Here is a 19,986-nt window from a genome sequence, read left to right as displayed (position 1 = left end):
ATATAACACATAATTATTTGAAAATGAATATTCCTGCAAACTTAAAGTACACAAAAGATCACGAATGGATTGCTATTGATGGTGATGTAGCCACAGTTGGAATCACAGATTTTGCCCAAGGAGAACTTGGTGATATTGTATATGTAGAAGTAGAAACATTAGATGAAACTCTAGATGCCGAAGAGGTATTTGGTACCGTTGAAGCTGTAAAGACAGTTTCAGATTTATTCTTACCATTGTCTGGAGAGATTATTGAGTTTAATGATAGCTTAGAATCTGAGCCTGAAAAAGTGAATAGTGATCCTTACGGAGAAGGCTGGATGATTAAAATTAAGATTTCAAATCCAGATGAAATAGAAGACTTATTAGATGAGGCAGACTATAAAGCACTTGTGGGAGCCTAAATACCTATTTATTGCAGGAGCACTCTATACAATACTAATTTCAATAGCATTATTAACTCCAATTTCTGGAGCACCAAAAATTGGAGTACCTCATGTAGATAAAGTTGTGCATGTTTTTATACATGCGTTTCTTTTTATTGTTTGGACCTGTTATGCAGTATCAAAAAAGAAACGTGTTTCAGATACTACAATCTATTTTCTTTTATTCCTAGGAGCTCTATTATACGGCATACTTATTGAGGTGTTACAAGAGCAATTTGTACCTACACGCGGTGCAGATATTTTTGATGTTATGGCAAATCTTTGCGGACTAGTCCTAGGAGTGTTTGTAATACATCGTATCCGAAAATTTATTTAGTAATTAACGCAGTATTGTTTTACAGTATAATAGATTTTCTATATTTTTAACAACGATTCTAAAATTTCAATTATGGAACCTAAAAAAAATCCAAAAGCAGATTTAAAGCAATGGAGTGGTGTCTACTTTTTAGCAGGCTTAGCGCTTATGTTGTTTTTGTCTTGGCAAGCAGTAGAGTGGAAGTCTTATGACAGAGATTTATCGTTAGATACGTTAAACGTAGGAGATGATCTTGAAGAAGACATTCCAATTACGGAAATCTTAACACCGCCACCGCCACCACCTCCACCGCCACCAGCGCCAGAGGTAATTGAAGTAGTAGAAGATGAAAAAGAAATTGAAGAAACTATTATCGAATCTACAGAGGTAAGTCAAGAAGAAGAGATCGTTGAGATTGAAGAAATTGAAGAGGCTGTAGAAGAAGTAATTGATGATGTACCTTTTGCTGTTATTGAAAATGTGCCAATTTACCCTGGATGTGAAAGCGCTGGAAACAATGCTGCTAAGAAAAAATGTATGTCTGAGAAAGTTCAGAAGTTTGTACAAAAGAAATTTAATACAGACTTAGCAGGTGATTTAGGTTTGGAAGGAATTCAACAAATCTATGTGCAGTTCAAGATTGATAAAACTGGTAACATTACCAATGTTCAAGCACGTGCACCACACCCTAAATTAAAACAAGAAGCTATTAAAACCATTAATGCATTACCAAAAATGACACCTGGTAAGCAACGTGGTCAAGCAGTAGGGGTTTTATACTCGCTGCCAATTAGATTCCAGATAGAAAATTAGGAAACTAGTTTTTAAAGAATTTAAAATCCCATTCATTTTATGAATGGGATTTTTTTTGGTTTTTCATTTTCGTCCCGAAAGCTTTCGGGATCTACACCGTGGCATGACCCTTGATGTTAACATAGTATTATGAACCCTTAAATACATATATTATGAAACCATCAGTAAATGTAACTAGCAACCAACCAAAAATGCTTAGTAAAAGGGAAGCCAAAAAAAGTGTCAACCGTAAATCTCACGGAGTGATTTTTTTTCAAATAGGTTTAATTTTTAGTTTAATAGCAACCATTTTTGCTATGGAAATTAATGTGGGAAGTCCTGGGAGTTTTGCACCCAAAGAAGGAATTACATTAGATGAATTTCCTGTAAAGGTCTACACGGTAGAGAAACAAATGCCAAAATCTGAGCCTATAGCCAAGGTAGTAAAAGCAAGGCCGAAAGTACAAACCATTACAGAAGTAGTAAAGGTGGTTAAAAACACCGCACGCCTAGTAGATATGCCTGTTAAAACAGTTGCAACTGCCGTAACTACCCCAGAAATACCAACTACACCTGTGGTGTCAGATCCTCCAATAGATACAGGTAAAACTAGAAATCTAAATCAAGTAGAGTTTGTGCCTATATTTCCTGGATGTGAGTCTTTAGGTACTAATGAAGAGAAAAAGGCTTGTATGAATTCAAAAATTAATGCTTTTATAAGTAAAAAATTTAGATCAGATCGTTTCTCTGGATTAGAGAAAAATAAAACACATAATATTTATGTGCAATTTACAATCAATAAAAATGGAGATGTTGAAGAAGTAGTTGCCAGTGCTCCAAATGCAGCCATGAAAAAAGAAGGAATACGTGTATTAAGTAAATTACCAAAAATGACTCCAGGAAAAATGGGGACGCATAATGTCCCAGTTTCTTATATGGTTCCAATTGCATTTAAAGTAAATTAAATATTTATCATTGACACAAACAAAAAAAGCCTGTTCTTTTATCGAGCAGGCTTTTTCTTTGGAATTATACGCTGTGTTTAAAAAATTGTATCTTTCCAAACCAAAATCTACCTTCATGAAAACTCCTGCTCTTATTGTATTTTTTCTTGCATCATATATAGCAGTTGCTCAAAATACTGCTACTTCATTTGAGAAATTCCCAGTATTTGCTGCTTGCGAAAATGTCGAAATAAAGGCACTCGAAACTTGTTTTTACAATGAACTACAACAAATTGTATATAGCACGTTTAAAACACCTGAAATTGTTTCAAAAGAAAACTATCAAGGAAGCATTAAGGTCTTTTTTGAAGTAAATACTTCTGGAAATTTTAAAGTATTATATGTAGATGCTATTTACGATGCGTTGAAAACTGAAACAAAAAGAGTGTTTGAAGCCATTCCAAAAATCACGCCTGCCACCTATAACGGAAATCCTACCTATGTGCAGTTTACAATGCCCATTGCAATCCCCTTGCAACAACCTCAAAAAGCTGTTTTTACTGCTTCGGAAATTTTAGAAACCCAAAAAAATGTAAATTCATCTAATATTTCAGAAACACAAAAGCAAAACGACTCGTTAGTAAATGAATATGATGCCATTGAAAATCTTGCATACGATGACCCATTGTTTGAAAGTAATATTAATGTGCCTTTATCGCATCATGAATACGCACGTTTTGATGCAGCTTTAAATCGTGTGGGAACAAATAATCATACTGCGCAAAAACCTTATATCTACAGCGAGGTAAACAAGTACTACAATTTCAAAGAACAACAAGCCCCGCTCCTTTTTGATAAAACATCTTGGTTTGGAAGAAAGCTTTGGAACGAAAATATGGTGCGTCTCCGTGGCAAAGATTATTGGCTTACGGTAGATCCTGGAGTAGATTTACAAGCGGGTAAAGACATTGGAGATGATATAAATACCTACAACAATACACGCTTAGCTCAATTGCAAGGTGGTATTGGAAAAAACATAAGCTTTTATGCCGTAGTTTATGAAAGTCAAGGGCGTTTTGCGGGCTATTTTAATAGGTATGCAGAGTCGATTAAACCCGATGGTGGAAATCCAGCTATTATACCTGGCTTTGGTATTGCAAAAGACTTTAGAACAGATTCATATGATTATCCTTTGGCTACTGGATATGTGTCATACTCACCAAGCAAATGGTTCAATGCGCAATTAGGTCATGGTAAAAACTTTATCGGTGATGGGTACCGTTCTTTGTTTTTAAGTGACAATGCAAGTCCGTATCCATTTATAAAATTAAATACCACCTTCTGGAAATTAAAATACACCAACACCTGGATGTTTTTACGTGATGTGCGCCCAGAAGTGACCGAAAGTGGCACCTATAGGCCAAAGTATATGGCAAATCATTACCTGAGTTATAACATCACCAAACGTTGGAATATTGGTTTGTTTGAAACGGTTATTTGGGAAAATGACAACAACCAAGGCTTCGACTTTAACTACATAAATCCCATTATTTTTTACCGAGCAATAGAGTTTAGTGTGGGTTCTCGTGGTGGAAACGCAATTATTGGTTTGAGTTCTAAGTATAAGTTCACCGATAAGATAAACGCGTATGGACAATGGATTATTGATGAATTTTCTGGCGATGATGTATTTAGCGGTAATGGGAGTTACAAAAACAAAACAGGATTTCAGTTAGGGGTAAAATACTATGAACCTCTAAATATGAAAGGCTTGATGTTGCAAGCAGAATATAATAGAGTGCGCCCCTATACTTATTCACACAATAGTGTGATATTAAATTACGGACATAACAACCAATCACTCGCACATACTTTAGGAGCTAATTTCTCTGAGTTTATTGGGATAGCACGCTACAATCGCGGTCGCATTTTTGGAGACTTAAAAGTGATCGTTGCCAAAAGAGGAGTGGAGTTTGATACTGCTACCGACGATAGATTTTATGGAGGTGATATTTACGGTACCGAAGACGTTCGAGTAAGTGATTTAGGAAATGAGGTCGGACAAGGAAATACATCCACCTTTTTTCATGCAGAATTACAAGGGGGGTATCTTATTAATCCAGCGACCAACCTAAAAATTTATGCAAGTCTAATTGCTAGAGATTTTTCTCCAGAACAACAGCAAACCAATTTCTTTGACGAGAATACCACCTGGGTAAACTTTGGAATTCGTACCGATATTTTTAATTGGTATTACGATTTTTAAAAGAAGTTACTTCTTTTTCTGTTTCGCTATATCTGCATACACCGTTTTTAGCATACGCTCTGTATTGATAAAGCCATCCCCAAAGCCTTTGGCGTCATATGCTTCAGTAATTGTTGTTGAGGAAAGTACTTCTTCCTCGGTTTTTCCAACTGAATGTAAGTCTGATACTTTTTTGTGAATATCTTTCAGCATATTAATCGTGATGGCAAGGTCTTTAGGGCCAGCTAAATCCCCATGACCAGGAATGATTCTAGTATTTGCATCGGTGAGCATGAGAATATTTTCTAAGGCTTTGATATAGCCTTGCACACTTCCGCCACTTTTTAAATCTATATAAGGATATCTGCCTTTAAATAAAACATCGCCCGTGTGCATCACATTGCTTTGGGTAAAAAATACAATAGCATCCCCATCTGTATGGGCATTGTGAACATGAAACACCATAACAGGCTCGCCGTTAAAGTGAAACGTAACATCTTCAGAAAAGGTAATATTTGGTAGCATGGCAGCTTCTTTTTGCTGCTCTGTAAGTCTTTTGTACACATTATCGTGCGCTACAATGGTCGCTCCTGCTTCACTCATATTAGCGTTCCCTCCTGTATGATCTCCATGATGATGCGTATTCACTAAATACTGTACAGGGTTTTTACTAAGTGTATGTATTTGTTCTAAAATACCAGGCGTAAGGTTGGCAAATTGATCGTCTATCATTAGGGTGCTTTTTGGACCAATGTTTAATCCAATATTACCTCCTTTGCCTTTTAGCATGTAAATGTTTTCTGAAATTTTCTGCATCGAAAAAATGCTCTCTTTTTCCTGAGCACTAGAAAATATCGGGAAGGAAAAGAAGGCAACTAGGCTGAAAATAATACTACGCATGTGTTGAGTGTTTTGATAAGCACACCAAATTACAAATTAGCTGTAATTTTTAACGTAGATAATCTGTTATAAATTGGTTAAAAATAGAGATGTACCGTATCTTTGCAGTCTGAAAATGACCCTTTGGGTTAAAACCATACCTATTGTCAGTTACACAAACACAAACAGTACCCACTTCATGGGTTAAAAATTTCACAGAAATCACCAAGCTTAGGTTGTCTGTAAGTGTTGTGTTTTCTTCTATTGCAGGATATTTATTAGGTGCCACCACAGTAGATTTTATGACCTTGCTGCTACTTTGTATTGGAGGTTATTGCATGGTAGGAGCAAGCAACGTGTACAACCAGATTATGGAGCGTGATTTGGATGCCTTGATGGACAGAACCAAAGACAGGCCTATACCAGCGGGGAGGATGTCTGTAAATACTTCACTTGCTATTGCCATCGTACTTACCATTATTGGGGTTGCAGTATTGTATACCATCAATCCACAAACCGCTATGTTTGGTGCGATTTCAATTTTTATGTATGTGTTGTTGTATACGCCATTAAAAACAAAAACACCCTTGTCTGTTTTTGTGGGGGCTTTTCCAGGCGCCATCCCTTTTATGTTAGGATGGGTAGCAGCAACCAATAATTTTGGAATTGAGCCAGGCACCTTGTTTATGATACAGTTTTTCTGGCAGTTTCCTCATTTTTGGGCCATTGGTTGGTTCTTATTTGAAGATTACAAAAAAGGAGGTTTCTTTATGTTGCCTACAGGAAAAAGAGATAAAGGTACTGCAGTACAAATCATATTTTATAGTGTATGTACTGTATTGGCATCTTTAATTCCAGCATTTGGTGTTACAGGAGCTTTTTATATCACGCCAATTTCGGCAGTGTTGATTGGTGGATTAGGAATTTGGTTTATCTATTACGGAATTAGATTGTACCAACAAAAAACAGATAAAGCAGCACGACAACTCATGTTGGTAAGTGTGAGTTATATTACATTATTGCAAATTATATATGTGGCAGATAAATTTATTAGGTAATACCCTTTAAAATTTCAGAAAAGAAAATGGACTACACGCAAGGAACAGAAGAACAAAAAATACGCAGCGCTAAAAAGAACATGCTTCTTTTTGGGATGATTAGTTTAGGGATGAGTTTTGCTGGACTAACAAGTGCCTATATCATTAGCAAAGAGCGCGCCGATTGGTTGACAGATTTTGAAATTCCACAAGCGTTTTATATCAGTCTTGCGGTAATGATTTTGAGTAGTATTACGTTTATCATGGCAAAAAAGGCTGTGAAGAACGAGCAAAATGCTATGGGTATGGGCTTGCTAATAACAACTTTTGTGTTGGGAGTAGTTTTTGTGTATTTACAATTTCTTGGCTTTTCTCAAATTATCGAAAATGGATATTTCTTTACAGGAAGTGAAAGTAGTATTACTACATCCTTTATATATTTAGTGGTGTTATTACACCTAGCCCATATTATTGCTGGTCTTATTTGTATACTAGTTGTAATTTATAATCATTACAAATTAAAGTACACAAACGGAAAAACCCTTGGTATTGAACTTGCTGCCACTTTTTGGCATTTTGTAGACATATTATGGATCTATCTGTTTTTGTTTTTATATTTCGTGAGATAAAAATTTAATGTATTTTTGAACCCAATTAAAAATTGATTTCTTTTTATGGAAACTACTGTTGCAACAACAGCGCAAGAAGGCGGTGTTTGGGAAGGTGGAAACCGACCTTTAAGAGCTAGTTATGGTAAGATGATGATGTGGTTTTTCATCGTATCTGATGCCTTGACATTCTCTGGTTTTTTAGCTGCTTATGGCTTTTCAAGATTTAAGTTTGTAGATGCTTGGCCTATCGCCGATGAAGTATTTACACACTTTCCGTTTTTACACGGAGTACCAGCGCCTATGTTTTACGTAGCGTTTATGACCTTTATTCTTATTTTCTCTTCTGTAACTATGGTATTAGCCGTAGATGCTGGGCATAAAATGAAGCAGAGTAAAGTAGCCATGTACATGTTCTTAACCATTATTGGAGGTGCTATTTTCGTAGGATCACAAGCATGGGAGTGGGCAACATTTATCAAAGGAGATTATGGTGCTGTAGAAACCAAAGGAGGTAAAATATTACAATTCTTAGACACAGACGGTAACCGTGTAGCTATTGGTAGTTTTGCACAAACATTACCTTCTACAGACGTTGCGCATGAAGCAAGTGAAGGAGTATGGTACATGTCTGGAAATGATCAAACATCCTATAACTTCGAAGAAGTGAAAGCTGGTTTCTTAGCAAACGATAACTTATTAATCCGTACACAATACCTTGATGAGAATGGTCATCCAACGGTATTGTCAAGAGCAGAGTCGATTGCGAAAATTCAAAACGACGGTAAACTGGTTGTAGAAGGTGCAAACCTAAAACACAATGAATACGGACATCCATTATTTGCAGATTTCTTCTTCTTTATTACTGGATTTCACGGATTCCACGTATTCTCTGGGGTAATCATTAACATCATTATATTCTTTAATGTAGTAATTGGTACCTACGAACGTAGAAAGAGTTATGAAATGGTTGAAAAAGTAGGATTGTATTGGCACTTTGTCGATCTAGTATGGGTATTTGTATTTACCTTCTTCTACCTTGTTTAATAATATATAGTACACTATAAAATGGCACATCACGAACATAATTTAGCGATCTTTAAAGGAAAGCTCAAGTTCAAAACTAACGAACAAAAAATTTGGGGAGTTTTTATCTTCCTTTCTATAGTAACCATTATTGAGGTTTGGTTAGGTATTGTAAAGCCTGCATCATTAATGACTGCTTTTATGTCTCCTTTCGAAGGAGGGTTCTTTGCAACCATGGGGAACATTTTCTTGTCTCCATTCATTTACATGAAGCCTCTAAACTTAATCTTTATTTTACTTACCATTGTAAAAGCATATTACATTACATGGGATTTCATGCACATGCGCGACGAAACAAAAGGGTTACGTCGTATGGTAGTTTGGACCGCAATATTCTTAATCTGTTACCTAGTATTAATCTTACTTATTGAAGGAGATTATATCTTCGAGGTTTACAAAGAAAATTACATAAAATTCGACTTTTAATTTTCTTTATACTTCACTAAAACTACATGCCTAGGTGAGCGGAAATATGATATAAAAAAAATCCTACTGTTTCAGTGGGATTTTTTTATGTTGTCTCTGTATTGTTTGGGCTGAAATTTTAAATGAATATTAACCTTGCTGCTTTGGCAACCATTGTTTTGTAGCGTATTTTTGCAACACTAAATAAAGCTTTTGGAAACAAACGAAAATACTATTAAAAAGAAACTAGTGCTAGGGGTGTTATTTCTATTGCCCATCGCCATCTATATGTTCTTTGCTACAGGAGTGAACAACTTCGGGAAACTACCTGTACTAGTTGAAAATATAAATCCTGTTTCTCAATTTAAAGACCTAAATGGAGCCCCTGTAACATTAGATAATAAAATTACTGTCCTTGGGTTTTTTGGAAAAACACCGCTTGAGACAAAAGCCTATACGTATAATCTAGCTCATAAGATTTACAAAAAGAATCACGAATACAACGAGTTCCAATTTTTGATTTTACTGCCTGAAGAGGCAAGAAACGGAGCCAAGATTCTAACCAGTAAAATTTCAGAAATTGCACCCACCACAGCATGGAAATATGCTTTTGGAACCGAAGCTGCAATCCAAGAAGTGTTTGCGTCGCTCAAGAGTGGGTATCAATTAGACACTGCACTATCTAGTGAGTATGTATTCATTGTAGATAAAGATGTGAATTTACGAGGAAGAAACGATGATGAAGATGTGCCAGACGGAATGGTCTATGGCTACAACTCTGCAGATATCGGTGATATTAATAACAGAATGAGTGATGATGTAAAAGTAGTATTGGCAGAGTACAGAAGAGAAACCAAAGAAAATAGTAGACGTAACGAAATTTTAGTACAGCAAGAGAAATGAAAACAAAGTACATAGGCTTATCGGCAGTTATTTTAATCTTTGGGGTCATTTTTATCCCAAGAATTCATGATAGAATTTTAAGAGGTACAGTAGTCGATAATGATAGGATGAGTAATTTTAAAGCTCAAGATGCCGATATTATTAAGGATACTTCTGGCTTACTATTGGGTTTACAGGATGTGCCTTCATTTTCCTTTGTTAACCAGAAAAACGATACCATTACAAACGATTTCTATAAAGGCAAGGTCTATGTTGTTGAGTTTTTCTTTTCAAGCTGTACCACTATCTGCCCTATTATGAACAGAAACATGTTACAGGTACAGGAAGCCTTTGCCGACCAAGAAAATTTCGGAATTGCTTCTATTACCATAGATCCAGCATACGATACCCCAGAAATATTAAAAGCCTATGCAGATCAATATGGTGCCAATCACCCAAATTGGAATTTCTTAACAGGCGATAAAACCCAAATTTTTAAACTTTCAAATGAGGGATTTAAATTATTTGCTGCAGAAGATGAAGATGAAGCAGATGGTTTTTCACATTCTGGCTTATTTGCACTCATAGATCAAAGCGGAACGGTGCGCTCTAGAAAAGACAAACACGGAAACCCTTTGTTCTACTATAACGGACTAGAACAAGAAGGTATCGATATGTTAATTGAAGACATTAAAAAAATACTATAATGGAAGCACTTTCAAACGCATCTCAAAAAAAATACAACCGTTGGATTTGGATACTCTCCATTGCCATTCCTGTGGTGGTAGCAGTATTGTTTACTGTGCGTATCCCAGGAGTAGAAAGACTAGGATTCTTACCTCCTATATATGCAAGTATCAATGCGCTTACGGCTTTTATTCTAATCATGGCGTTGATACAAATTAAACAAGGAAACCGAAAATCACATGAGGTCTTTATGAAGATTGCCATTGGTTTATCGGTGGTTTTCTTAGCCTTGTATGTTGCTTATCATATGACTTCAGACTCTACAAAGTTTGGTGATGTAAATGGAGATGGTTTAGTGTCTGATGCCGAATCCCAAGCACTAGGTGCTATAAAGTACGTGTATTATTTTCTGCTGTTAACGCATATTTTGTTATCTATTACAGTAATTCCGTTTGTATTGGTGACTTATGTAAGAGCATTAAGAGGAGATTTTGCAATGCATAAAAAAATAGCAAAAATAACTTTTCCATTATGGCTCTATGTTGCCATCACGGGAGTGATTGTATTTGTAATGATTTCACCTTATTATCCCAACTAATATGAAAAAAGGGATCCTTCTTTTATTGTTCTTGTTAGCCTTACTTCCAGCAGATGCGCAGTGTGCGATGTGCCGTGCTGTGTTAGAAAGTGAAGAAAGTGGAGCAGCAGCAAAGGGTATTAATAATGGCATCATGTACCTAATGGTATTTCCTTATCTTTTAGTGGGTACTATTGGATACATGGTCTACAGAAATCGCAAAAAAGCGAAACAACAATAGTTTCATTTTTCTTTCCTAAAAAACGTAACAAATTATCTATTGGCGAGTCTTATAGTAAGACTTTTATGGGCTAAAAATTTCACAAGTCTTAACAAGATTTTCACACAAAAGCAGCCTAAAGGCTGTTACTTTGTAATTCAACACAACCAACATGATTGAAATAAGCGACTTACATAAATCGTATCACATGGGTAGCAATTCGCTACACGTTTTAAAGGGCATCGATTTTTCTGTGAAAGAAGGTGAAATGGTATCAATCATGGGTTCTTCGGGATCTGGTAAATCGACGCTGCTCAATATCTTAGGGATGCTCGACGAAGCAGATCAAGGTGCCTATACCTTAGATGGGAAACACATCAAAAACCTTAATGAAAAAGTTGCGGCTAAATACAGAAATCAGTTTTTAGGGTTTATTTTTCAATCCTTTAATTTAATAAATTATAAATCTGCATTAGATAATGTGGCTATGCCGCTATATTATCAAGGCGTAAAACGTGCAGAGCGTATGGAAAAAGCCCACCATTATTTAGAGAAAGTAGGGTTAGCTAATTGGTCAACACATTTGCCAAGCGAACTTTCTGGAGGACAAAAACAACGTGTTGCCATTGCTCGTGCCTTGGCAAGTGATCCTAAAGTACTATTAGCAGATGAACCAACAGGTGCACTAGATACCAAAACTTCGTATGAGGTTATGGAGCTAATCCAGCAAATTAATGATGAAGGAAAAACCATTTTGGTTGTGACGCACGAAGATGATATTGCACACATGACCAAGCGTATCGTAAATCTAAAAGATGGATTAATCATAGACGATACCAAAGTAACACAAGTGCGTGCAAACGAAGCACGCCTTAAAGCCGAAGCACATGTTTGATATAGAACGTTGGCAAGAAATATTTGAAACCATAGGCAAAAATAAGTTGCGTACTTTTTTGACGGGACTCTCTGTGGCATCAGGTATTTTTATTTTGGTCATCTTATTAGGCTTTAGCAGCGGAATCCAAAAAGGAGTGAAGTCTCAGTTTGAGCAAGACGCAACCAACCGTATTGCAGTAAGAACCCGTGTAACCACAAAAGGTTATAAAGGCTTAAATCCAGGACGTCGTATTCAATTACGTAATGACGATTTTACCGAGATAAACGATAAATACGAAGAACAGCTAGAATACAAAACTGCCATATATAATATGTGGGGAAGTCAAGTTACCTATAACGGTGAAACTGGAAATTATAGATTAGAAGGTGCCAATCCGGACCAGCAATTTATAGAAAATGCCGACCTAGTTTCGGGACGCTTTTTGAGTCAGGACGATATGGATGAAACGCGCAAGGTGGCTATCATCGGAAATATTATCAAAGAAGATTTGTTTAAAGGTAAAGATCCTATTGGAGAAATCATTTCTGTCTTTGGCGTTAACTTTAAAGTCGTAGGTGTCTACACAGATCCGGGAGGTGCTAGGGAAGAAGGTCGTGTATTTGTGCCGCTACCCACAGCACAAATTGCCTTTAATGGCGGCGATAGAATTAGATCTCTTGCCTACACCGTAAAGATGAGTGATGACTTTGATGAAGCTGTTGCTTTGAGTGCTGCATTATCTGAAAGTTTAGAACAAGACATCAAATCAAAACACACCGTAGCCCCAGACGATAGAGGGGCTGTTCGCGTAAACAATACATTAGAGGAAGCAAAAAAAATATACAGTCTCATCGCCGTGATACGAAATGTATTTTGGTTTATCGGGATTGGGACCATCATTGCCGGAGTGGTAGGTGTGAGCAATATTATGCTTATTATCGTAAAAGAGCGTACCAAAGAAATCGGTATTCGTAAAGCCATTGGTGCTTTGCCTAGCTCTATTATTGGACTCATTCTACAGGAATCCATTTTTATTACAGCTATTGCAGGTTTTATCGGGTTGTTTGCAGGTGTTGGCTTGTTGCAACTAGTGAGCCCCATGGTAGACAACGATTTTATAAAGGCACCCCAAGTAGATTTTAATACGGCAATCACAACCGTGTTTATTCTCATTGTTGCTGGTGCTTTGGCAGGGTATATTCCTGCAAGAAGAGCGGCGAATATAAAACCTATTGAGGCACTTAGAGATGAGTAGGTGTGCTTCGGAAATTTTATAGGGTGGCTACTTTTTTAAAACCATAAAAAACAAAACATGTTTAACAGAGATCGCTGGAGCGAAATACTAGAATCCTTAAACGCCAATAGGTTTAGAACCTTCTTGACGGCATTTGGAGTGTTTTGGGGTATCTTCATTTTGGTGCTACTCTTGGCACTCACTACCGGATTAAGGAATGGTGTGAGTAAAGATTTTGGTGATTTTGCATCAAACTCGATGTTTATGTGGGGGCAAAGTACTTCTAAACCCTACAAAGGACTACCAAAAGGAAGACGTGTTCAGTTTAAGATTGAAGATGTTGCTGTATTAAAAGAAAAATTACCAGAGCTAAAATACGTTTCTCCAAAAGCCCAACTAGGAGGCTATAACGGAGCCAATAATGTGACCAGAAAAGAAAAAACAGGAGCCTTCACAGTAAGTGGTGATGTTCCAGAATTTATCAATCAAAAACCTTTAGATATCACCGCGGGACGTTTTATTAGCTATTCAGATATGAATAGTAAACGAAAAGCGGTAGTCATTGGTAATGGTGTAGTAAGTAGCTTGTTTGATCTAGGCGAAGATCCTATTGGAGAATATGTGAAGATCAACGGAGTAAATTTTATGGTTGTAGGAACCTTCGATGCGCCCTCTCAAGGAGGAAATGCAGAAGAAGATGCCAATACTATTTTTGTGCCCTTTTCTACCTTTGCGCAGGTATTTAATTTGGGAGATAATGTAGGTTGGATGGCTATTACAGCCTACGATGAGCAAAGTATTACTTCCTTAAAACCCCGCATTTTAGATGTGATGAAACAACAACGCACCATTCATCCCGAAGACAACCGCGCCATCGGTAATTTTGATCGCGCCGAAGCTTTTGGACGTATTACGGGCTTGTTTGATATTTTAAAATTTGTAGGCTTTTTTGTGGGTGCTTTGGTACTCATGTCTGGTGTGATTGGTATTAGTAATATCATGCTTATAGTAGTAAAAGAGCGAACCAAAGAAATTGGTGTAAGACGTGCATTAGGAGCTAGTCCTTGGGCCATACGTTCTCAAGTATTACAAGAGTCATTAGTACTTACTATACTTTCTGGAATGGTAGGTGTTGCCGCCGCCGCTGGAGGTATTTGGATTATGAATTATGTATTATCCTTAAGCGGTCCCGTAGAGAATTTTGCTAACCCATCTGTCAACATTGGCGTGATAGGGATTGCCTTATTTATATTAGTCGTTTCTGGAATACTAGCTGGATTAATTCCTGCCACCAGAGCCACACAAATGAAACCTGTAGATGCATTGCGGGTAGAATAATGCCTTCTGAAATTTTAAAATTTCCGAAGAATATTTAAAAAGTAAAACAAAGAAAACGTTTAACCAAAAACAACCCTGTTTAGGGTAATAGAAATGAAAAGAACAGGAACAATCATCACATTACTCGCAATTGTAATTGCATTTTCTGCTGGTATATGGTATATCTATACGAAAGATAAGACAGATCCGGTGGTATATAAAACCGAAACGCCAAGCAATAAAACAATTGTAAAGAAAACAGTGGCAACGGGGAGTATTGTCCCAAAAGAAGAGGTGCTTATCAAGCCTAATATTTCAGGAATTATAGATGAAATATTTGTAGAAGCTGGAGATGTTATTAAGAGTGGCGATTTAATTGCCAAGGTAAAAGTAGTGCCTAACATTAATTCTTTAAACAGCGCTAAAAACAATATTAATAGTGCAAGGACACAAGTTGAAACCGCGCGTTTGGCCTTAGAAAGTCAGCGCAGTATTTACAATCGCCAAAAAGAATTATTCGATAAGGGAGTCATTTCTGCCAACGATTTTGATCAAGCCCAATTGAGTTTCGATCAAGCCCAACAACGTTTCAATCAAGAAAAAGTAGGGCTTACGGGGGCACAACAAACCTTTGATATTGTAAAGACAGGTACTTCAAGAGGTTTGGGAGCTGCTGCCAATACAGAAATTAGAGCTACCGTTTCGGGAATGATCCTAGATGTGCCTGTAAAAGTAGGAAACCAGGTAATTGAATCTAATAACTTTAATGATGGAACTACTATTGCTGCTATTGCCGATGTAGATAAAATGATTTTTGAAGGGAAAGTAGACGAAAGTGAAGTGGGTAAAATTTCAGAAAACCTTCCTCTAGAAATTACTGTAGGTGCCATCGAAAACAAAAAATTTGATGCCGTATTAGATTATATTGCACCCAAAGGAGTGAGTGAAAATGGTGCCATACAATTTGAAATTAAAGGAACACTGAATAAAAAAGATACTACGTTTATTCGTGCAGGATTAAGTGCAAATGCCTCCATCATTTTAGCCAAAGCAGAAGATGTGTTGAGTGTTAAGGAAGCCTTAGTACAATACGATCCTAAAACAAAAGCACCCTATGTAGAGGTAGCTGTTGGAGACCAACAATTTGAGCGTAAAGATATTGAGTTGGGAGTGAGTGATGGTCTTAATGTAGAAATCAAAAGTGGGGTAACCAAAGAGGATAATATTAAAGTTTGGAATCAATTAAAACCAGCTGGACCTGCGGGACGCGGCAGAAATTAATTGAAAATTTTAACAAATAGTGTAACAAAAGTAAGAAGCTAAAGACTTACACAGCAACTACAATCAAAGTATGAAAAAGTTAGGGATTTTATTTTTTGTCTTAACCATAGCAACTGCGGCTACCGCACAACAAAAGAAATGGACACTTACCGAATGTGTGCAATACGCTCTGGATAATAACATTTCAGTAAAACAAAGCGAACTCGATGTAACTGCAACAGAGATTGAAAAAATGACTGCCATAGGTGCTTTCTTGCCTACTGTAAATTTAAGTGCAGGCGTTTCTGAAAACACAGGTTTAAGTTTCGATCCAACTACAAACCAAGCAGCAACCGCTACTTTTTTATCTGCCAATGGAGGTGCCAATGTAGGCTATACATTATTTGATGGACTGCGTAATTTTAGACAAGTACAACGTGCAGATTTATCAAGATTAGCAAGTCAGTATAGATTAGATAAAATGAAAGATGATATCTCATTGTTTGTAGCTAATGGGTATTTACAAGTGCTTTTAAACAAGGCAAATGCTGCTGCTGTAGTAGCTCAAAATCTAGTGACCAAAGAACAAATACAACGTACTAATGAGTTGGTAGATGCAGGAGTATTACCAAGAGGCGATTTATTAGAAATTGCAGCTACCGATGCTAGCGAACAACAACGTATCGCTGTGGCAGAAAATGCAGTGAGAATTTCTTTGATTAGTCTAGCGCAATTATTGTTGATTAAGGATTATGAGAATTTTGATATTGCAGAAGAAGACTATGAAGTAGTTAATAATACCATAGGATTAAAAACAGTAGACGATATCATCGCTGGAGCTAAAGAATCTCGCTCTGAAGTGAAGATTGCAGAACAAAATGTAACCATAGCAGAGAAAGATGTGCAAATTGCAAAAGGAGCTAATTTGCCAACCTTGAGTGCCTTTTTTGGATACAATACAAGATATTCTGAGACACAAGCAAACCCATTAACGGGAGTCGCTATTCCTTTTGAAGAGCAGTTGTACTTAAATGATGGACTAGGCTATGGTTTAAGTTTAAACATTCCTGTTCTTAACGGCTTTAGAACAAAAGCGAGTGTGCAACGTAGCAAGATAAACCTAGAGAGAACAAAATTTCAATTAGAGCAGGCAAAATTAGATTTAGAGTCTAATGTATACCAAGCTTATGTAGATGCAGAAGGTTCCAGAAAAGCATATGAGGCTGCTCAAAAATCGCTGGAGTCTCAAGAATTGGCTTATCAATATGCTAAAGATAGATATGATGCAGGAGCCACCAATGCATTCGATTTTAGTCAGTCTAAATTACGTTACGACAATGCGCTTGTAGAATTAAACAGAAGCAAATTTGACTATATTTTTAAAATAAAGGTGCTGGAATTATATTTTGGTATCCCAGCCACCGAGTTAAAGTTTTAATATGAAGAAAAAAACACTTTATTGGATTTTAGGTATTGTTTTAGTAGCAGTACTAGTGCTCGTAGGTGGTAAAAAAGCCGGACTCTTTGGTAAAACCAAAAGAGGAAAAGAGGTTGAAATCGCAAAAATTACTCCTATCAACATTGTTGAAACGGTAGCAGCAACTGGAAAGATACAGCCAGAAGTTGAAGTAGCGTTGTCTTCTGAAGTTTCTGGAGAGATCATCCAACTCCCTATCAAGGAAGGACAGCAAATTAATAAAGGGGAGTTATTGGTAAAGATAAACCCAGATTTAATTCAAGCAGCGGTGAGTCAAAGTCAGGCCGGATTACAAAACGTGCGTGCCCAGCTAGCACAGGCAGAAGCATCTGCAAGAAATGCAAAAGCAAACTACGATAGAAATAAAACGCTATTTGATAAAGGCGTTATTTCAAAATTAGATTGGGACCGTTCTGTTGCAGAATATGAAGGGGCCGAAGCCAATGTGAAATCTGCTTACTACAGCGTGCAAAGTGCTGCAGCGAATGTAAAACAATCTCGTGATAACTTATCTCGTACTGCTATTTATGCACCCATGTCTGGAACTATTTCAAGATTGGCAGTAGAATTAGGAGAACGTGTGGTAGGAACAGCACAAATGGCAGGTACAGAAATAGTGCGTGTTGCAGATCTTACTAACATGGAAGTTGAAGTAGATGTAAACGAAAATGATATTGTAAAAGTAAATGTTGGGGATGAGACCATTGTAGAAGTAGATGCCTACTTAAAAAGAGAATTTAAAGGAATTGTTACTGAAATCGCAAACTCTGCACAAACAGCCTTGTCTGCAGATCAAGTAACTAACTTTAAAGTGAAGGTACGCATCCTTCCAGAATCATATGCAGATTTAACAGAAGGCAAGCCAGAAAACTATTCTCCATTTCGTCCAGGTATGACTGCAACGGTCGATATCATCACAAAGAAGCGAGATGATGTAATTGGAGTTCCTATTAGCGCAGTTGTTATTAAAACAGATACTACCTGTACGAAAGAAAAAAAGGATAAGAAGAAAATCAAATCTGCGAAAGAAGAGAAATATGAAGTAGTCTTCGTAAAGAATGGAAACAAAGCAGGATTACGTGTTATAAAAACAGGTATTCAAGACGATAGTAATATTGAAGTGTTATCTGGACTAGCAGAAGGAGATGAGGTAATTACAGGACCTTATAACACCGTTACAAAATCCCTTCGTTGTGATGATTTAATAGATCTTAAAGAAGAAGAGAAAGAAGAGGAAGAAACAAAAGAGGAGTAATGGCAACCATACTTTGTATAGAAACAGCAACTAAAAATTGCTCTGTAGCGCTTTCGGTAAACGGAAGCGTTATTGCATTACAGGAAGATAATCCTAAAAATGAGGGTGGGAGAAACTTTTCTCATGCCGAAAAATTACATCAATATATTGCGAAAGTCCTTGATACTGCAAAACTATCTAAACAAGATATTGATGCTATAGCAGTAAGTAAAGGTCCTGGCTCTTATACAGGACTAAGAATAGGTGTATCTGCCGCTAAAGGGCTGTGTTATGCTTTAGGAGTTCCTTTAATTTCTGTACCTACCTTAGAGATGTTGGCAAGACAGGTGAAAGATTCTAGCACAGTAATTCCCATGTTAGATGCTAGAAGGATGGAAGTATACTCGGCTATTTTTTCTTCTGAAATGGAACAGGTTCGAGAAACACAAGCTCAAGTTTTAACTGTAAGCTCGTTTGAAGGGTATTTAGCCAAAGGAAGTGTTACGTTTATTGGTGATGGTGTTGCAAAATTTAAAGAGATTTGCAATCACCCTAATGCAATATTTATAGAATCAGCATTGCCATCAGCTAAAGAAATGGCTATTGTTGTAGCTGCCAAATACAAGAAAAGCGACACCGAAGATGTCGCTTATTTTGAGCCTTATTACTTGAAAGATTTTATTTCGAACTAATACCACCAACTGTGTTGTAATAGGCAATGATTTTTTTCAAATCTTCTTCGTTGTTTATATCTAGATTTTTATCCTTAGTGTATTGCTTCATTTCATCTTTATTAGTGCCGAAGACTTTAAATTTCCCTTTTCTTGACTTCGGAAATTGATAAAACTTCCCCACTTTGTTTACAATATAATAGACAGGTGCATCATCAAATTTTGCTGGTATATCTCTTACTAATGATGAAGAGGCTCTTTTGCCAGGAGTGTATTTTTTGTTCATTTTTTTATACAAGCTAATCTGTGGTCCTTCATATAGGATGTTGAAGTAACCTCCTTTTTCAATACCTCCTTCATAAGGTACAAATACAAAAATATCATTAACAATTTTGACATAAATGTCTGGAGATTTGGTAAGCACTCTTGCAGCTTCATCTGGACTTTCTAGTGATTCTTTTATCTCAATCTCATCTGCAATGGCATTATACCTTAGGGATACATTTGTGGCAAGTAATGTACCATCCTTATATACATTTCCTGGCAAGTAATTAGGGTTATTATATGGAGTTCCTTTGTAGGTTTTGGTTTCTTTAAAGTTAATTCCTTTTTCGTTCTTTTTTATATAATTATCTAACATGATAATATCGCTTTGGAAAAGCTTATCCCAGTATTGACTATAGCTAATAGTGCTTGTTAAACAAAATAAAATGAGTGCTGCTGCTACTTTTTTCATAGTTCTAAATTTAATGTTCTAAGTAAAAGTATAAAGAGTATATAGTGCTTGCAAACACTGTTGCGCGTGCTTTATGA

The 19,986-nt window shown here is 36.7% G+C and carries 22 protein-coding genes; 20 read left to right on the top strand and 2 right to left on the bottom strand.

Translation table 11 applies throughout. The features are described 5' to 3' along the window. Nucleotides 1-23 precede the first annotated feature (23 nt). The 5 genes from gcvH to ACY2RS_RS02465 all read left to right on the top strand — a co-directional run bounded on the left by gcvH (nucleotide 24) and on the right by ACY2RS_RS02465 (nucleotide 4,743). The gene (gcvH, locus tag ACY2RS_RS02485) at nucleotides 24-404 is read left to right on the top strand and encodes a glycine cleavage system protein GcvH (protein ID WP_490097016.1); all 381 of its coding nucleotides are present in this window, start codon (nucleotides 24-26) and stop codon (nucleotides 402-404) included. After that, on the top strand, nucleotides 370-762 hold the full coding sequence (locus ACY2RS_RS02480; protein ID WP_490097015.1) for a VanZ family protein: 393 nt from the start codon (nucleotides 370-372) through the stop codon (nucleotides 760-762). The genes gcvH and ACY2RS_RS02480 overlap by 35 nt, the downstream gene beginning before the upstream one ends. A 72-nt stretch (nucleotides 763-834) precedes the next feature. Next, the gene (locus tag ACY2RS_RS02475; RefSeq protein WP_490097014.1) at nucleotides 835-1,554 is read left to right on the top strand and encodes an energy transducer TonB; all 720 of its coding nucleotides are present in this window, start codon (nucleotides 835-837) and stop codon (nucleotides 1,552-1,554) included. Nucleotides 1,555-1,706: 152 nt separating this feature from the next. Further along, nucleotides 1,707-2,498: an energy transducer TonB gene (locus tag ACY2RS_RS02470; protein ID WP_490097013.1), complete on the top strand. Its 792-nt coding sequence runs from the start codon at nucleotides 1,707-1,709 to the stop codon at nucleotides 2,496-2,498. Between the two features lie 115 nt (nucleotides 2,499-2,613). Beyond that, complete coding sequence (locus ACY2RS_RS02465) at nucleotides 2,614-4,743, top strand: gliding motility protein RemB (protein WP_490097012.1); 2,130 nt, start codon at nucleotides 2,614-2,616, stop codon at nucleotides 4,741-4,743. Nucleotides 4,744-4,749: 6 nt separating this feature from the next. Here ACY2RS_RS02465 and ACY2RS_RS02460 read toward each other — a convergent pair whose 3' ends face one another. Further along, a complete protein-coding gene (locus ACY2RS_RS02460) occupies nucleotides 4,750-5,622 on the bottom strand; it encodes an MBL fold metallo-hydrolase (RefSeq protein ID WP_490097011.1) in 873 nt (290 codons plus the stop codon). A 143-nt stretch (nucleotides 5,623-5,765) separates the two neighbouring features. On the opposite strand from ACY2RS_RS02460, the gene cyoE reads away from it, so the two are divergent. The 15 genes from cyoE to tsaB all read left to right on the top strand — a co-directional run bounded on the left by cyoE (nucleotide 5,766) and on the right by tsaB (nucleotide 19,194). Further along, complete coding sequence (gene cyoE, locus ACY2RS_RS02455; protein WP_490097010.1) at nucleotides 5,766-6,659, top strand: heme o synthase; 894 nt, start codon at nucleotides 5,766-5,768, stop codon at nucleotides 6,657-6,659. Nucleotides 6,660-6,685: 26 nt separating this feature from the next. Next, nucleotides 6,686-7,267 (top strand): cytochrome c oxidase subunit 3, encoded by a 582-nt coding sequence (locus ACY2RS_RS02450; protein ID WP_490097009.1) that lies wholly within the window; start codon nucleotides 6,686-6,688, stop codon nucleotides 7,265-7,267. Nucleotides 7,268-7,312: 45 nt separating this feature from the next. After that, the gene (locus ACY2RS_RS02445; RefSeq protein ID WP_490097008.1) at nucleotides 7,313-8,293 is read left to right on the top strand and encodes a cytochrome c oxidase subunit 3; all 981 of its coding nucleotides are present in this window, start codon (nucleotides 7,313-7,315) and stop codon (nucleotides 8,291-8,293) included. A gap of 21 nt (nucleotides 8,294-8,314) precedes the next feature. Continuing rightward, nucleotides 8,315-8,758, top strand: coding sequence for a cytochrome C oxidase subunit IV family protein (locus ACY2RS_RS02440; RefSeq protein ID WP_490097007.1), 444 nt, complete (start codon nucleotides 8,315-8,317; stop codon nucleotides 8,756-8,758). Nucleotides 8,759-8,950: 192 nt separating this feature from the next. Continuing rightward, nucleotides 8,951-9,640 carry a hypothetical protein gene (locus ACY2RS_RS02435; protein ID WP_490097006.1) on the top strand — a complete coding sequence of 230 codons (690 nt, stop codon included), beginning with the start codon at nucleotides 8,951-8,953 and terminating at the stop codon, nucleotides 9,638-9,640. Continuing rightward, on the top strand, nucleotides 9,637-10,326 hold the full coding sequence (locus ACY2RS_RS02430; RefSeq protein WP_490097005.1) for an SCO family protein: 690 nt from the start codon (nucleotides 9,637-9,639) through the stop codon (nucleotides 10,324-10,326). Before ACY2RS_RS02435 ends, ACY2RS_RS02430 begins: the two co-directional genes overlap by 4 nt. Next, nucleotides 10,326-10,904, top strand: coding sequence for a DUF420 domain-containing protein (locus ACY2RS_RS02425; protein ID WP_490097004.1), 579 nt, complete (start codon nucleotides 10,326-10,328; stop codon nucleotides 10,902-10,904). The genes ACY2RS_RS02430 and ACY2RS_RS02425 overlap by 1 nt, the downstream gene beginning before the upstream one ends. A gap of 1 nt (nucleotide 10,905) precedes the next feature. Further along, nucleotides 10,906-11,124, top strand: coding sequence for a hypothetical protein (locus ACY2RS_RS02420; protein WP_490097003.1), 219 nt, complete (start codon nucleotides 10,906-10,908; stop codon nucleotides 11,122-11,124). Nucleotides 11,125-11,275: 151 nt separating this feature from the next. Next, the gene (locus ACY2RS_RS02415; protein ID WP_490097002.1) at nucleotides 11,276-11,998 is read left to right on the top strand and encodes an ABC transporter ATP-binding protein; all 723 of its coding nucleotides are present in this window, start codon (nucleotides 11,276-11,278) and stop codon (nucleotides 11,996-11,998) included. Then, nucleotides 11,991-13,235: an ABC transporter permease gene (locus ACY2RS_RS02410; RefSeq protein WP_490097001.1), complete on the top strand. Its 1,245-nt coding sequence runs from the start codon at nucleotides 11,991-11,993 to the stop codon at nucleotides 13,233-13,235. Before ACY2RS_RS02415 ends, ACY2RS_RS02410 begins: the two co-directional genes overlap by 8 nt. Nucleotides 13,236-13,292: 57 nt before the next feature. Beyond that, nucleotides 13,293-14,552: an ABC transporter permease gene (locus ACY2RS_RS02405; RefSeq protein WP_490097000.1), complete on the top strand. Its 1,260-nt coding sequence runs from the start codon at nucleotides 13,293-13,295 to the stop codon at nucleotides 14,550-14,552. Nucleotides 14,553-14,645: 93 nt separating this feature from the next. Next, nucleotides 14,646-15,812 (top strand): efflux RND transporter periplasmic adaptor subunit, encoded by a 1,167-nt coding sequence (locus tag ACY2RS_RS02400; RefSeq protein ID WP_490096999.1) that lies wholly within the window; start codon nucleotides 14,646-14,648, stop codon nucleotides 15,810-15,812. A 70-nt stretch (nucleotides 15,813-15,882) separates the two neighbouring features. Continuing rightward, a complete protein-coding gene (locus ACY2RS_RS02395) occupies nucleotides 15,883-17,229 on the top strand; it encodes a TolC family protein (RefSeq protein ID WP_490096998.1) in 1,347 nt (448 codons plus the stop codon). A 1-nt stretch (nucleotide 17,230) separates the two neighbouring features. Beyond that, nucleotides 17,231-18,523, top strand: coding sequence for an efflux RND transporter periplasmic adaptor subunit (locus ACY2RS_RS02390; protein WP_490096997.1), 1,293 nt, complete (start codon nucleotides 17,231-17,233; stop codon nucleotides 18,521-18,523). After that, nucleotides 18,523-19,194, top strand: a complete 672-nt coding sequence (gene tsaB / locus ACY2RS_RS02385; protein ID WP_490096996.1) for a tRNA (adenosine(37)-N6)-threonylcarbamoyltransferase complex dimerization subunit type 1 TsaB — start codon at nucleotides 18,523-18,525, stop codon at nucleotides 19,192-19,194. Before ACY2RS_RS02390 ends, tsaB begins: the two co-directional genes overlap by 1 nt. On the opposite strand, the gene ACY2RS_RS02380 is transcribed toward tsaB, so the two are convergent. Next, nucleotides 19,181-19,909, bottom strand: coding sequence for a hypothetical protein (locus tag ACY2RS_RS02380; RefSeq protein ID WP_490096995.1), 729 nt, complete (start codon nucleotides 19,907-19,909; stop codon nucleotides 19,181-19,183). The two genes, tsaB and ACY2RS_RS02380, sit on opposite strands and share 14 nt — an antisense overlap. Nucleotides 19,910-19,986: the final 77 nt, after the last annotated feature.

Source organism: Patiriisocius sp. 208BN25-11, assembly GCF_058147145.1.
The sequence above is the reverse complement of the archived record's forward strand: the minus strand, read 5'-3'. Positions and strand labels throughout refer to the sequence as shown.